The sequence below is a fragment of the Pseudomonas sp. VMV1 genome, from assembly GCF_056790235.1.
Genome location: NZ_JBXGSE010000002.1, coordinates 635,868 through 648,730, shown reverse-complemented (window position 1 = coordinate 648,730; position 12,863 = coordinate 635,868). Strand labels below are relative to the sequence as shown.

Sequence of the window (12,863 nt, the reverse complement as noted above, 5' to 3'; positions counted from 1 at the left end):
TTTCCGTTGCCTTGCTAAAGCTTCAAGGGAACCTTTCGATAAAGTGATATTACCTTAGCCATCACTTGGCATTCGTCCACTCAGGCAACAATTTGCACACTCCGGAGCAATAGGCATGGAAGCGTTACCCTCTGTCCGCAAGATCGCCATTCTGGGTGGAGGAGTGTCCGCCGTCACCGCCGCCTTTCGTCTTACTAGTGAGCCTAACTGGCGTGAGCGTTACCAGATCACCCTGTATCAACAGGGCTGGCGCCTGGGGGGCAAGGGGGCAAGCGGACGCAACGCCGCCGATCACCAGCGGATCGAGGAGCACGGCATCCATGTCTGGTTCGGCTTCTACTACAACGCCTTCCATAACCTGAGGCAGTGCTACGAAGAACTGGCTCGACCGGCGGGAGCGCCCCTGGCCACGCTCGACGAGGCCTTCTTCCCCCACTCCCATACCGCCTTCGCCGACGAGTTCCAGGGCCACTGGACCACCTGGCCCATCGATACCCTGGCGTTGCCCGGCAAGCCTGGCGAAGGCTGGAATCCCAAACCCTTCATGGCCGCCCTCGGCGACCTGCTGGAGTGGCTCTTGCGCCTGGGCGAGGTGGACGACACCCCGGTCACTGCCGAGCCGGCCGGCCTGTTCGCCCGGTTGCGCGCCCATTGTCGCGAGGAGTTGCAGGAGCTGGCGCTGGATGAGGCGGAGCGACACCTGCAGCGGGCCCGCAAGGCACTGCCCGATGGCGTCGATCATCCGCTACTGCTGTGGCTGCTGCGCGAAGCACGAGGCCTGCTGGCCAAGGTGCTGCACGAGCGCAGCCAGACCCGCCTCAGCGCCCACCGGCTGTGGCTGCTGATGGACTTCGGTCTCACGGTGCTCATCGGCATGCTCGCCGACGAGGTCTACTCCAAGGGCTTCGAGGCGCTCAACGCGGAAACCTTCCTGGCCTGGCTCGAACGCCATGGCGCCAGCACCGCGACCCTGGACGGTGCGGTGCTCAAGTCGTTGCACGGCGGCATCTTCGCCTATCGCGACGGCGATCTCGGCCAACCCGATGTCGAGGCCGGCACCGTGCTGCGCGCCGCCCTGCTGGCCCTGACCACCGCCAAGAGCTCCTTTATCTGGCGCATGCAGGCCGGCATGGGCGACGTGGTCTTTGCGCCCTACTACGAGGTGCTGGCCCGCCGCGGGGTGGAATTCCGCTTCTTCCACCAGGTCACCGGCATCGAAGCCGCCGACGATGGCCAGGGCCCACGGGTGACCCGCCTGCAGATTCAGCGCCAGGTCCCCCTCAAGGGTGACGTCTATCAGCCGCTGGTGGACGTCAAGGGCCTGCCCTGCTGGCCTTCGGCGCCGCTATACGAGCAGATCGACGACCAGGTCGCCAAGGACCTGCAAGACGGCCAGATCAACCTGGAATCCAACTGGAGTGGCTGGCAGGGCGTCGAGCAGCTGGAGTTGCAGGTCGAGCGGGACTTCGACGAGGTGGTGCTGGGCATTTCCGTGGCTGGCCTCGCCGCTCTCTCCCCCAGCCTATGTGCCCTGGACCCGGCCTTCGCCCGGATGACCCAGGCAGTGGCGACCGTTGCCACCCAGGCCGTGCAGCTCTGGCAGAACCGTGATGCCTGGCAACTGGGCTGGACCGGTTCGCCCCAGGGCGGCCAGGCGCCGGAGCTGTTGGGCTTCGCCGCCCAGGCGATGGATTCCTGGGCCGACGTCAGCTATCTGGTGGAGCGTGAAGACTGGTCGCACGGCACGCCGCCGGCGGACATCAGCTATTTCTGCGGCGTACTCGAGGCTCCGCCCGCCCCGCCTATCGGCAAGCGAGACGACTATCCGCAAAAACAGGCCGCCCAGGTAAGAGCAGATTTCATCGATCTCATGAACGCCAAGCTGGGCGCCTACTGGCCGGAGGCCGTGACCACGGCGGGCTACCGCTGGGACTATCTGCTGGCGCCCGACGATGTCCAGGGACCGGCACGCTTCGACTATCAGTACTGGCGCGCCAACGTCGACCCCAGTGAGCGCTATGTACAGAGCGTGGCCGGCAGCAGTCGCTATCGGCTGCCCACCGACGGCACGGTCTGCCGCAACCTCTATCTGACCGGGGATTGGATCCGCAACGGCTTCAACATGGGCTGCGTGGAGTCGGCGACCCTATCCGGCCTGCAGACCGCTCGCGCCCTGCTCGGCCACACCGAGGTCCTGCCCGGCGAGGACGCCTTCCAGTAGCGCCACCGTTTCGGCCGCGGCGCGCTCGGCGCAACGGTCCGCGACGGGCGGATAGGCCGGCTCGTCGCCATTCAGGTACGCCAGCAGTTCGGGAGCCTGGTTCCATTCGGCGGCCTCGGCATAGAGCCGAGGCAGCTCCATGCGGATCCAGCCGTCCATGAGCCGCACGCCCAACTCGCCGATGCCCAGGCCATGCCCCTCGATCACCTCGCGATCCGCCTCGGTGAGCGGATAGTGCGGCGGATAGAAATCGGCCAGGCTGACCAGCAGCTTGACCGAGAAGCCGCGCGGATCGGCCAGCAGCGCGCCCAGCTCGGCGAACAGCGTCGCCTCCTCGACCAGCGCCTGGGCGAACATCAGCCGATACAGGGTGATGTTGAGAAACAGCTGGCCTACGGCGTTTTCCGCGCGGGCATCCTGCTGATAGCGGGCAAAACCGGCAAGGATGGAAGCGTTGTGCGCCCGGTACCAGTGCCGCGGGCTAGGATCGGCGATGAAGGTCAGCCAGCAGCGGGTTGGATACGGCGCCTGGTCATCCGGCAGGCCATGGTGCGCCAGGCACCCGGCCAGCTCGGCCAGATAGATGAAGTGCAGATTGACGTTGCGCCACCAGGGGCTGCCGGTCACCGGCTCCAGGACACCGGCCTGGAGTTCCCAATCGAGAAAGGCCAGCTCCGAATCACCGTAGCTCAGGCCATCGTTATCGGTATCGCCGAAGCGCTGATAGAAGGCTTCACGGACCGCTCGCCGCCGCGTGGGGCAATTCTCGATCTGGCGACAGAGCTCGGTAGTCGCGGCAACCGCCTCTTCGTAGCTGTACATGACTTCCCTGCCTCCGCTGTCGAAATTCCGCACAATCATGGCGCAATGCTATCACCAGGCTCCACGCGCAATAGGCTGAACGTACTAGAAGAGAGGTCCAACGGGCCTCCCTCATGGCGCCAGTCACCCTTGAGCGGATCGCCGCCGCGAGCGATGACCACCACGGGCCGTACCTGACGATGAGCGGACAGCCGCCGGCTGGGCAACATGGCGTCGCCATCGTCCAGATGCACCCGCCGTGGCAGATCGGCAGCCCGCAGGCGCCGAACCGCCAGCGGCGGTCCCGGCTCGTCCACCGCCAGCGCCAGCACGAAGACGCTGTCCTCGGGCCTTACCCGTTGCGCCACGGCGGGCGACAGACTGACCTCCACCTCCAGTCCAGGCCGCGCAAGCGCCTGGCCAGCGGCTCGGGCCGCCGTTTCTGCCCGGGCGACCCCGTCGGCAAGGGTGCGACGCAGAGGATCCGCGGGCGGTAGAACGGCGACCAGCCTCTGCCAGTAGCGGGCCGCGCCGGCATAGTCGCCACGCTCGTAGGCGGCCATGCCCAGCAGGCCCAGGGTGGTGGGCTCGCCGGCATCCGCCGCCAGGGCCTCATCGGCCAGCGCCTGGGTCTGGGCATCCAGGGTGCGGCCGGCGGCGAAGAAACGTGCCTGAGCCAGTTGCCCCAACACCTCAGGTCGCCGGCCATCGCGCGGCAGGACCTGCTCGAAGGCCGCCACCGCGTCCTGGTAGCGGCCCAGGCCGGCATAGGCGCGGGCAAGCAGGTACCAGTTGTCGGCCGCCTGGGGTTGCAGGCGGGTGGCCGCTTCCAGGTTGGCCAGCAGCGCCTGGGGAGAGCGCGGTGGCGCGGCAAGCTGCCGACTCAGCTGCAGCGCCGGCCAGGCGCCGAGCAGCAGGTAGAGGCCCAGGGCCAAGGCCGGCACCGCCAGGGCAGCGCCAACACCCAGGCGCCGGCCACGTCGCAGGGGGGATGCCGCCCGGGCCGGGCTGTCGGCGAGCAGGCTCCGACCTGCCTCCGCTTCAGCCAGCGCCAGCGCCTCGGCATCCAGCTCACCCCGCTCGGCACGCGCCCGTAGCTCGGTCAGGCGCTCCCGATAGAGGGTGCGATTGAGGACCGCGCGCTGATCGGCGGCTGCCCGTCCGCCGCGCAGCAGCGGAACCAGCAGGATCAGGACCGCCAGGATCAGCAGCAGTCCGGCCAAGCCCCAGAACGTCAGCATCAGGCCTCCTCCTCCGCCTGCAGCGCCGCCAGCCGTTGCCGCTCCGCCTCGCTCAGCTCTGGCGCCGGACGGCGCCGCCGCGTCAGGGCGATGAGCAGTCCGGCTCCAGCCAGCAGGCCCAGGCCAGGCAGCAGCCAGAGCAGCAGGGTGCGGCCTTCAAAAGGCGGCCGATAACGGATGAATTCGCCGTAGCGCTGTTCCAGGTGGGTGATGATCTCGTCGTCGCTCTGCCCGGCCGCCATCAGCCGCTGGATCTCGCGACGCAGATCGCCGGCGATAGGAGCATTGGAGTCGGCCAGGTCCTGGTTCTGGCACTTGGGACAGCGCAACTCGCGGGTGAGGGCCTGGAAGCGATCACGCTCGGCCTCGTCGTGAAAGCCATAGGGATCGATGGCGGCACCGGCCAGGGCCGACCAGACCAGCAGGACCAGCGCCAGCCACCTCATGGCGCCGCCACCAGGGCGTGATAGCGCGGGCCGAGCTCTTCAGCCCAGACCCGCTGATCGACCACGCCGACATGGCGATAGCGCACCACGCCTTGGGCGTCGATCAGGAAGGTTTCCGGCGCGCCATAGACGCCCAGGTCCAGCCCCAGGCGACCGGCGTCGTCGCGGAGATCGAGCTGATAGGGATCGTGGAATTCCGCCAGCCAGCGGCGGGCGCTGGCGTTGTCGTCCTTGTAGTTGATGCCGTGGATCACCACACCCTGGGCCTTGAGCTGATTCAGCACGGGGTGCTCTTCGCGGCAGGCCACGCACCAGGTGCCCCAGACATTGACCAGCGCCGGGCGGCCGAGCAGGTCCTGGCGGCTGAACAGTTGGTCATCCTTCACGCCCGGCAGCGAAAAGGAGGGAAATGGCTGCCCCACCAGCGCCGAGGGCAAGGCCTGAGGATCGCGATGGAGCCCGCGAAAGAGAAAACCGGCCAGGACCAGAAAGGCCAGCAGTGGCAGACAGAGCAACAGGCGACGACGCATCATGGGGACTCCACGGGCAAGGAGGCGCCTGCCCGGCGGCGGCGATAGCGAGGATCGGTCAGCGCCACCAGGCCACCCAGGGCGGTAAGCAGGCCACCCAGCCAGATCAGCCTGACGAAGGGCTTGATCTGCAGGCGCACGGCCCAGGCGCCCTCCCCCAGTGACTCACCGAGGGCCACATAGAGATCGCGGGTCAGGCCGGCGTCGATGGCGGCTTCGGTCATGACCGCGCCGCTGGCCAGGTAGCGGCGTTTTTCCGGTGTCAGCAAAGCGACGACCCGACCGTCACGCTCGACCTGCAACAAGGCACGTTCGGCGGTGAAGTTCGGCCCCTCGTAGTGCTGGGTGCCCGCGAAGCCGAAGCGATAGCCGCCAAGCTCGACGTGCTCACCCGGCGCCAGGCGCAGATCGCGCTGCATATCCAGCTGGCTGGCCAGCACCACGCCCAGGGCCAGCACCGCCAGGCCCAGATGCGCCAGCTGCATGCCCCAGTAGCTGCGTGGCTGGCCGCGCAGGCCGCGCCGCCAACCCAGGGCCGCGACCTTGCCCAGCAGATCGCGCAGCGCGGTGAGGACGATCCAGGCGGCCAGCGCCAGCACCGCGAGGATCGCCGCCTTGGGCTGGTCCAGCCAGAAGGCCGCAAGGCCGGCCAGGGCGGCGCAGGCCAGCAGGAGGGGCGCCAGCAAGCGGGCCAGCCAGCGCCCCGGACTGTTTTTCCAGCGCACCAGCACCCCGACACCCAGGGCCAGCATCAGCAGCGCCATCAGCGGCACGAACAGCAGGTCAAAATAGGGCGGGCCGACCGACAGCTTGGCCCCGGTGAGGCTGTCGATGATCAACGGATAGAGGGTACCCAGCAGGACCGTGGCGGCGGCGGTCACCAGGATCAGGTTGTTGACCAGCAGCAGCGCCTCGCGCGAGGCCAGGCTGAAGGATGCCGTACCCGTGAGCGCGGGCGCTCGCCAGGCGAACAGCGTCAGGGAGCCGCCAACCACCAACAGCAGGAAGGCCAGGATGAAGACGCCGCGGGTGGGATCGCTGGCGAAGGCGTGGACCGAGGTCAGCACCCCCGAGCGCACCAGGAAGGTCCCCAGCAGGCTGAGGGAAAAAGCGGCGATGGCCAGGAGTACCGTCCAGCCCTTGAACAGGCCGCGTTTCTCGGTCACCGCCAGGGAATGCAGCAGGGCCGTCCCTACCAGCCAGGGCATGAAGGAGGCGTTCTCCACCGGATCCCAGAACCACCAGCCTCCCCAGCCCAGTTCGTAGTAGGCCCACCAGGAGCCCAGCACGATGCCGCAGCCGAGAAAAGCCCAGGCCAGCAGGGTCCAGGGTCGTGCCCAGCGCGCCCAGGCGGCGTCCAGGCGCCCTTCCAGCAGGGCCGCGAGGGCGAAGGCGAAGGCCACCGAAAAGCCGACATAGCCCATGTAGAGCATGGGCGGATGCAGGATGAGACCGGGATCCTGCAGCAGCGGATTGAGGTCGTTGCCCTCGCGCGGAAACTGCGGCAGCAGTCGGGCGAAGGGATTGGAGGTGGCGACCGTGAAGGCTAGAAAGCCCGTGGCCACCAGCCCGAGAATCCCCAGCACCCGCGCCAGCAGCGCCTCGGGCAGTTGCCGCGAACGGACCGCCACCGCCAGGCTCCAGGCCGAAAGCGTCAACGCCCAGAGCAGCAGGGACCCCTCGTGGGCACCCCAGGTGGCACTGACCTTGTAATACCAGGGCAGGCGACTGTTGGAATTGGCGGCTACATAGGCCACCGAGAAGTCGTCCTGCAGGAAGGCCCAGGTCAGGGCAGCGAAGGCCAGCACCAAAAACAGGCACTGGCCGAAGGCGGCCGGACGTGCCAGCCGCATCCAGTCGACCTGACCGCGCCAGGCGCCCAGCAGCGGCAAGGTGCCCTGCACCAGGGCCATGACGAGTGCCAGCAGCAGGCAGAGTTGCCCCAGTTCAGGAATCATGGCGCCGGCCTCGCGCCGTCCAGTGGCTGCCCGGCCTGGCGCAGCGCCTGGCTGACCTCCGGTGGCATGTACTTCTCGTCGTGCTTGGCGAGAATCTGGTCGGCCACCAGCCGCCCCTGGTCATCCAGCCGACCCAGGGCCACCACGCCCTGCCCTTCGCGGAACAGGTCTGGCAGGATGCCGGCATAGCTCACCCGCACCTCACGCTGGAAGTCGGTGATGACGAAGCTTACCGCCAGCGAATCCGCGGCGCGCACCAGGCTGCCCTTTTCCACCATGCCGCCGGCGCGGATGCGGGTATCCCGCAGCGCCTCGCCCTGGGCGATCTGGCTGGGGGTATAGAAGAGGTTGATGTTCTGCTGCAGCGCGCTGAGGGCCAGCGCTGCCGCGCCGCCTACGCCAAGCAGCAGCAACAGGATCCACAACAGCCGTCGGCGCCGGATCGGATTCATGGACGCCGCTCCCGGCGCCAGCGCTGGCGCAACGTCCGTTCCAGACGTCGACGCGCCAACCAACCCTGCAACAGCAGACCGCCGAGGACCGCCAGGGTCAGGCCAAAGGCGGGCCAGACATAGAGGCCATGGCGTCCCATGCTCAGGGCTTGAGTCCAGTCCACCCCGGTCATGCCCGCGCCTCGCCCAGTTCCGCCTGCACCCACCGACTGCGCCACTCGCGCCGCAGCAGCTCCAGACGCATCCGCTGCAACAGCACGCCAGCGAAGAACAGATAGAAACCCAGCACCATCACCAGCAGCGGCAGCCACATGGCTGGCGGCATCGGCGGGCGCTCCACCAGGCTGAAGGTCGCCGGCTGGTGCAGGGTGCTCCACCATTCCACCGAGTACTTGATGATCGGCAGATTCACCGACCCCACCAGCGCCAGGATGGCGCAGGCCCGGGCAGCGCTTTCACGCTGGCCGATGGCCTGCCCGAGGGCGATGACGCCCAGGTAGAGGAACAGCAACACCAGCATCGAGGTGAGGCGGGCATCCCAGATCCACCAGGTGCCCCAGGTGGGGATGCCCCACAGCGACCCAGTGGCCAGGGCGATCACCGTCATCCAGGCGCCCAGGGGCGCGGCTGCGCGCAGGGCCACGTCGGCCAGCTTGAGCCGCCAGATCAGGCCGATGGCGCCGGCGATGGCGAGCAGCAGATAGCAGGTCTGCGCCAGGAAGGCGGCCGGCACGTGCACATAGATGATGCGAAAGCTGTCGCCCTGCTGGTAGTCCGGCGGCGCCAGGAACAGCCCCCAGACCAGCCCGACCGCCAGCAGCAGGCCGGCCAGCGCCAGGCAGGGTCCCTGCAGGCGGCCAGCCAGCCGGTAGAAGATCGCCGGCGAGCCCAGGCGATGCAGCCAGGTCCAGTTCATGTCGTCCTCGTCATTGGGCGGCGCCGATGCGCAGGCTGGCGGCCACCGCCAGGGGTGCCAGGGTCAGGGCCAGCAGGGTCAGGCAACCCAGCCAGAGCAGTAGCCCCGTCACCGGCAGGCCCAACCGGGCAGCATCCAGGGTGCTGGCGCCAAGAATGAGCACCGGGATCTGCAACGGCAGGTTGAGCAGCGCCAGCAGCAGGCCACCGCGCGCCAGGCCCACGGTGAGCGCCGCGCCGATGGCACCGATCAGGGTCAGCGCCAGGCTGCCGAGGGTCAAGGCCGCCAGGGTCGCTGGCAGGGCCGCGGCCGGCAGCCCCAGCATCAGCGCCAGCAGCGGAGTCAGGGCCACCAGCGCCAGGCCGGCGAAGCACCAGTGCACCAGCAGCTTGAGCAGCACCAGCAGCGCCAGGGGCTGGGGCGCCAGTAGCCAATGCTCGAGGGAACCGTCCTGCCACTCGCTGCGAAACAGGGCCTCCTCGCCCAGCAGCAGGGCCAGCAGCAGCGCGATCCACAAGAGCCCGGGTGCCAACACGGCGAGTTGCCGGCTGTCCGGGCCCAGGGCCAGGGGAAACAGGATCACCACTAGGGCGTGGAACGCCAGCGGCGTAAGCCACAGCGCCGGGCGGCGACAGGCCAGACGCCATTCGCGGCGCAAGATGGCCCGGCAGGCGCCGCTCACCGGTCACCGTCCAGTTGCAGACGACGATGACCGGCAGGCAGGTCATCCAGCTCACGATGGCTGGTCAGCGCCACGGCGCCGCCGGCGGCGCAATGCTCGTGCAAGCGCTCCTCCAGATGCCGGCAGGTGCCGGCATCCAGGGCCGTGAAGGGTTCGTCCAGCAGCCAAAGCCGCGGAGGATGGGGCAGATACAGACGTGCCAGGGCGACGCGGCGTCGCTGGCCGGCGGACAGCTGTGCGCAGGGTTCGTCCGCCCACTCGACCAGACCGACCGCCGCCAAGGCGGCGACGCAGACCTCGGTCGTAGCCGGTCGCCACAGATTCGCCAGGACCTGGAGATTTTCCACCGCTGTCAGGGCTTCGCTGACGCCGGGCGCATGCCCCAGCCAGAGCAGCTCGGCCGCCGGTGGCCGGCGCACGTCACCGCCATCGGCCGGCAGCAGCCCCGCCAGGATACGCAGCAGGCTGGTCTTGCCGCTGCCATTGACGCCCCCGATCTGCAGCAGCTCACCCGCCTGCACGCTCAGGCTCAGATTGTCGAACAGCAGGCGGCCGCCCCGTTCGCAACGGAGCGCGACGGCGTCGAGCAGGGGCTGGTTCAAGACAGGAGATCTCACGGCACTAAAGTCGGTCGGGCAATGGCCGTTAACCCGGCACACGCCTTTGAAGGCGCGCCATTATACACAGGCGACTCTTCCGGACCTGCCCGATGAACTCCATCTCTGCGATCCCACCCAGCGTCGGCGTCACGCCCGCCCTGCCCGTCCGGGCCGCGGCGGCGCAGGCGTCGGATGCCGGCGCGCAGATCCTGCAGGCGCTGCAGTCCCTCGACGACCTGATTCCGCCCGGCAGCACGGCCACTGCCGAGGTGCTCGCCACGCGGCCGGCCGGCCAGAATTTCCAGTTCCTGCTGCAACTGCAGCTCGCCCAAGGTGGCAGCGTCCTGCTCACCACCCAGAGCCCGACCAACAATTTGCCGGTGGGCAGCCAGCTGCTGGTGAGTACCCTGGGATCCACCCAGCTGGCGGTGCTGCTGCAAAGCCTGGAGGGCGACGCGCCGCCGCCGCCCTTGCAGCAACTGGATCTGCGCCAGTTGCCGGTAGGCACCACGCTGCAACTACGGGTGCTGAGCAACCTGCTGCAACAGTCCCCGGGAACGGCGCCTACCTACGAGGTGATCGCCAAGGCGCTGAGCTCCAACCTCGAAGGCCGCCAGCTCAAGCTGGAATCAGCTCGTCCGGTGCCGGTGGGCAGCCTGTTGACCGTGGTGATCAAGGACAGCCAGGAGGTCACGGTGCTGCCCATGGCGCAGCGCCTCGACCAGCTCGACATCGATCGGCAACTGCAGGGCCAGGGACAGCGGCAGCTGTCGATGAACGCCCTGCTGCAATGGCTGGAGGACGTCCCCGAGGCAGACCTGCCGCCCTCGGTCGGCGCGGCCCTCAAGTCGCTGCTGGCCAACCTGGAACACACCGAGGCCCTCACCACGGCCCAGGGCTGGACCCGCGCCCTGGCCCGCAGCGGACTGCAACTGGAGCAGCAGTTGCTGGATCGCAGCGGTCCCGACCTCCAGGAAGATTTCAAGGCCAATCTCTTGCGCCTGGTGGATCGCCTGCTGGCCAGCGTACCGGGCGATGCGCTGCGCAATCCCCAGGTCGCGGTTCAGACCGCCCAGCAGAATCTGCCCGATGCCCTGCGTCGGGCCCTGGGCGACGCCGCCACCGCCAATCGCCAACCCACCGCCCTGGACTTTCCGCTGGGCGAGCGCGATGGCCGTGGCCTCAGCGCCGCCAATGCCGAACTCGACGAATTGCTGCAACTGGCCACGGGTGTCATCGCCCGGCTGCAGACCCATCAGTTGGCCAGCCTGGCCCAGACCCAGGTACTGCCGGATGGCTACTACCTGTCCACCTGGCAGACCGAGATCCCCTGGCGCGACGGCGAGCGCCTTGGCGCGGTGCAGGTCCGCTTCCAGGAAGAACGCCCTCCGCCAGATAGCCGCGGCGAGGCCCGCGACAGCCTGTGGAAGGTGGAGCTGGCCTTCGACCTGGCGCCGCTCGGCCCGCTGCAGGTCAGGGCCCAACTCGCCAGCGGCCGGCTATCGAGCGAATTCTGGGCGGAAAAAGGTGCCACCGCGACCCTGATCGATACCGAATTGCCCCACCTGCGCGACCGTCTGCTGGCCGCCGGCTTCGTGGTCGGCGACCTCAGCAGCCGCCAGGGCCGCCCCGCACGCAATCCGCGCACCTCCCTCGAACAACGCTGGATCGACGACACCGCATGAGCACGCCCTCCCCCCGCCAGGCCATCGCCCTGTCCTATGACGGCAGCAGCGCTCCGATCCTCTCCGCCAAGGGTGATGCCGAACTGGCCGAGCTCATCCTGGCCACGGCCCGCGAGCACGAGGTGCCCATCTACGAGAACGCCGACCTGGTGCGCATCCTGGCACGCCTGGAATTGGGCTCGGAAATTCCCGAGGCGCTCTATCGCACCCTGGCGGAAATCATCGCCTTCGCCTGGCACCTCAAGGGCAAGTGCCCAGCGCACCTGGCCGACCAACCGGACCTGTCGTACGGCTGGGAGCGGATGCCGTAGGTTGCGGTTGAGCGCAGCGAAGCCCAACAGCCGGGCTTGGACGACACGTCGAAACCCGTCCAGATCTCGGCAGCGTTGGGCTTCGCTATGCTCAGCACCAACCTACGCCCGGTTTCAGCGGCCCTGCAACGAATGCCCGACGACGCCCTTCTCTTCCACCTTGGCGGCGTCCCAGAATGCGTCCATCTCCTCCAGGCTGGCTTCCTGCGGCGTGCGTCCCTGGGCTTTCAGCGCCTCTTCTATATAGCGAAAGCGTCGTTCGAACTTGGCATTGGCCTGGCGCAGGGCGTCTTCGGCATCGACGTGCAGGTGGCGCGCCAGGTTGACCATCACGAACAGCAGATCGCCCACCTCCTCCGCCACCTGAGCGGCCTGGCCGTTGGCCATGGCGTCGCGCACCTCATCCAGCTCTTCCTGGATCTTGGTCACCACCGGGGTCGCATCGGCCCAGTCGAAGCCCACGTTGGCGGCGCGCTTCTGCAGCTTGGCCGCGCGGCTCAGGGCCGGCAACGCGGCTGGCACGTCGTCCAGCAGCGACAGCTGCTCGGGCGCCATGGCCTTTTCCGCGCGCTCCTCGGCCTTGATCTCCTCCCAGCGCCGCTTGATGGTGGCCTCGTCGAGGCGCGGCAGGTCCAGGGGGCCGTGCAGGTCGCCGTCGGGAAAGACATGGGGATGACGGCGCACCAGCTTGCGGGTAATGCCGTCCACCACCTGGGCAAAGTCGAAATGGCCATCCTCGCGGCCCAGCTGGCTGTAGTAGACGACCTGGAACAGCAAGTCGCCCAGCTCGTCGCGCACCTGGGGGAAGTCCTGCTTGGCAATGGCATCGGCGACCTCATAGGCCTCTTCCAGGGTATGCGGCACGATGCTGGCGTAGTCCTGCCGCAGATCCCAGGGGCAGCCGTGCTGGGGATCGCGCAGCCGGGCCATGAGGTGCAGCAAGTCGTCGAGCTGGTACATGGGTAAATCCTGTCACTGGAAAAAGAACGAGGCGCCAGAGGCGCCTCGTGGGGTCGTCACC

At 68.3% G+C, this 12,863-nt stretch carries 14 protein-coding genes; 3 read left to right on the top strand and 11 right to left on the bottom strand.

Annotation, left to right across the window (positions count from 1 at the left end; genetic code table 11):
• Positions 1-115 precede the first annotated feature (115 nt).
• Complete coding sequence (locus tag ACUCV0_RS08585) at positions 116-2,221, top strand: NAD(P)/FAD-dependent oxidoreductase (protein WP_323149822.1); 2,106 nt, start codon at positions 116-118, stop codon at positions 2,219-2,221.
• On the opposite strand, the gene ACUCV0_RS08580 is transcribed toward ACUCV0_RS08585, so the two are convergent.
• From ACUCV0_RS08580 to ccmA, 10 genes are read right to left on the bottom strand one after another with little or no spacing between them, the layout of a single operon-like run.
• Positions 2,147-3,043 carry a hypothetical protein gene (locus ACUCV0_RS08580; RefSeq protein ID WP_313647554.1) on the bottom strand — a complete coding sequence of 299 codons (897 nt, stop codon included), beginning with the start codon at positions 3,041-3,043 and terminating at the stop codon, positions 2,147-2,149. The genes ACUCV0_RS08585 and ACUCV0_RS08580 overlap by 75 nt on opposite strands.
• A gap of 35 nt (positions 3,044-3,078) precedes the next feature.
• A complete protein-coding gene (gene ccmI / locus ACUCV0_RS08575; RefSeq protein ID WP_482212498.1) occupies positions 3,079-4,263 on the bottom strand; it encodes a c-type cytochrome biogenesis protein CcmI in 1,185 nt (394 codons plus the stop codon).
• Positions 4,263-4,709 carry a cytochrome c-type biogenesis protein CcmH gene (locus ACUCV0_RS08570; protein WP_313647552.1) on the bottom strand — a complete coding sequence of 149 codons (447 nt, stop codon included), beginning with the start codon at positions 4,707-4,709 and terminating at the stop codon, positions 4,263-4,265. Before ACUCV0_RS08570 ends, ccmI begins: the two co-directional genes overlap by 1 nt.
• Positions 4,706-5,239 (bottom strand): DsbE family thiol:disulfide interchange protein, encoded by a 534-nt coding sequence (locus tag ACUCV0_RS08565; protein WP_313647561.1) that lies wholly within the window; start codon positions 5,237-5,239, stop codon positions 4,706-4,708. The genes ACUCV0_RS08570 and ACUCV0_RS08565 overlap by 4 nt, the downstream gene beginning before the upstream one ends.
• Entirely contained in the window at positions 5,239-7,197 is a 1,959-nt protein-coding gene (locus ACUCV0_RS08560) for a heme lyase CcmF/NrfE family subunit (RefSeq protein ID WP_482212497.1), read from the bottom strand. Before ACUCV0_RS08560 ends, ACUCV0_RS08565 begins: the two co-directional genes overlap by 1 nt.
• Positions 7,194-7,649: a cytochrome c maturation protein CcmE gene (ccmE, locus tag ACUCV0_RS08555; RefSeq protein ID WP_482212496.1), complete on the bottom strand. Its 456-nt coding sequence runs from the start codon at positions 7,647-7,649 to the stop codon at positions 7,194-7,196. Before ccmE ends, ACUCV0_RS08560 begins: the two co-directional genes overlap by 4 nt.
• Positions 7,646-7,822 carry a heme exporter protein CcmD gene (ccmD, locus tag ACUCV0_RS08550; RefSeq protein ID WP_313647550.1) on the bottom strand — a complete coding sequence of 59 codons (177 nt, stop codon included), beginning with the start codon at positions 7,820-7,822 and terminating at the stop codon, positions 7,646-7,648. The genes ccmE and ccmD overlap by 4 nt, the downstream gene beginning before the upstream one ends.
• Positions 7,819-8,565, bottom strand: coding sequence for a heme ABC transporter permease CcmC (locus ACUCV0_RS08545; RefSeq protein WP_313647549.1), 747 nt, complete (start codon positions 8,563-8,565; stop codon positions 7,819-7,821). The genes ccmD and ACUCV0_RS08545 overlap by 4 nt, the downstream gene beginning before the upstream one ends.
• A gap of 10 nt (positions 8,566-8,575) precedes the next feature.
• Entirely contained in the window at positions 8,576-9,247 is a 672-nt protein-coding gene (gene ccmB, locus ACUCV0_RS08540; RefSeq protein WP_482212495.1) for a heme exporter protein CcmB, read from the bottom strand.
• Positions 9,244-9,849 carry a cytochrome c biogenesis heme-transporting ATPase CcmA gene (gene ccmA, locus ACUCV0_RS08535; RefSeq protein ID WP_482212494.1) on the bottom strand — a complete coding sequence of 202 codons (606 nt, stop codon included), beginning with the start codon at positions 9,847-9,849 and terminating at the stop codon, positions 9,244-9,246. Before ccmA ends, ccmB begins: the two co-directional genes overlap by 4 nt.
• Positions 9,850-9,956: 107 nt before the next feature.
• Here ccmA and fliK point away from each other — a divergent pair, with 107 nt between their 5' ends.
• Both fliK and ACUCV0_RS08525 read left to right on the top strand, forming a co-directional pair.
• Positions 9,957-11,531, top strand: coding sequence for a flagellar hook-length control protein FliK (fliK, locus tag ACUCV0_RS08530; protein WP_313647546.1), 1,575 nt, complete (start codon positions 9,957-9,959; stop codon positions 11,529-11,531).
• On the top strand, positions 11,528-11,842 hold the full coding sequence (locus tag ACUCV0_RS08525; protein WP_059315391.1) for an EscU/YscU/HrcU family type III secretion system export apparatus switch protein: 315 nt from the start codon (positions 11,528-11,530) through the stop codon (positions 11,840-11,842). Before fliK ends, ACUCV0_RS08525 begins: the two co-directional genes overlap by 4 nt.
• Positions 11,843-11,956: 114 nt before the next feature.
• On the opposite strand, the gene mazG is transcribed toward ACUCV0_RS08525, so the two are convergent.
• Complete coding sequence (gene mazG / locus ACUCV0_RS08520) at positions 11,957-12,802, bottom strand: nucleoside triphosphate pyrophosphohydrolase (RefSeq protein WP_482212493.1); 846 nt, start codon at positions 12,800-12,802, stop codon at positions 11,957-11,959.
• Between the last annotated feature and the right edge of the window lie 61 nt (positions 12,803-12,863).

What these genes read in the sequence shown, in the direction of transcription:
- ACUCV0_RS08525 (WP_059315391.1), top strand. Translation starts at nt 11,528, where the DNA reads ATGAGCACGCCCTCCCCCCGCCAGGCCATCGCCCTGTCCTATGACGGC.
- ACUCV0_RS08565 (WP_313647561.1), bottom strand. Translation starts at nt 5,239, where the DNA reads ATGCGTCGTCGCCTGTTGCTCTGTCTGCCACTGCTGGCCTTTCTGGTC.
- ACUCV0_RS08545 (WP_313647549.1), bottom strand. Translation starts at nt 8,565, where the DNA reads ATGAACTGGACCTGGCTGCATCGCCTGGGCTCGCCGGCGATCTTCTAC.
- ccmD (WP_313647550.1), bottom strand. Translation starts at nt 7,822, where the DNA reads ATGACCGGGGTGGACTGGACTCAAGCCCTGAGCATGGGACGCCATGGC.
- fliK (WP_313647546.1), top strand. Translation starts at nt 9,957, where the DNA reads ATGAACTCCATCTCTGCGATCCCACCCAGCGTCGGCGTCACGCCCGCC.
- mazG (WP_482212493.1), bottom strand. Translation starts at nt 12,802, where the DNA reads ATGTACCAGCTCGACGACTTGCTGCACCTCATGGCCCGGCTGCGCGAT.
- ACUCV0_RS08580 (WP_313647554.1), bottom strand. Translation starts at nt 3,043, where the DNA reads ATGTACAGCTACGAAGAGGCGGTTGCCGCGACTACCGAGCTCTGTCGC.
- ACUCV0_RS08570 (WP_313647552.1), bottom strand. Translation starts at nt 4,709, where the DNA reads ATGAGGTGGCTGGCGCTGGTCCTGCTGGTCTGGTCGGCCCTGGCCGGT.
- ACUCV0_RS08560 (WP_482212497.1), bottom strand. Translation starts at nt 7,197, where the DNA reads ATGATTCCTGAACTGGGGCAACTCTGCCTGCTGCTGGCACTCGTCATG.
- ccmE (WP_482212496.1), bottom strand. Translation starts at nt 7,649, where the DNA reads ATGAATCCGATCCGGCGCCGACGGCTGTTGTGGATCCTGTTGCTGCTG.
- ccmI (WP_482212498.1), bottom strand. Translation starts at nt 4,263, where the DNA reads ATGCTGACGTTCTGGGGCTTGGCCGGACTGCTGCTGATCCTGGCGGTC.
- ACUCV0_RS08585 (WP_323149822.1), top strand. Translation starts at nt 116, where the DNA reads ATGGAAGCGTTACCCTCTGTCCGCAAGATCGCCATTCTGGGTGGAGGA.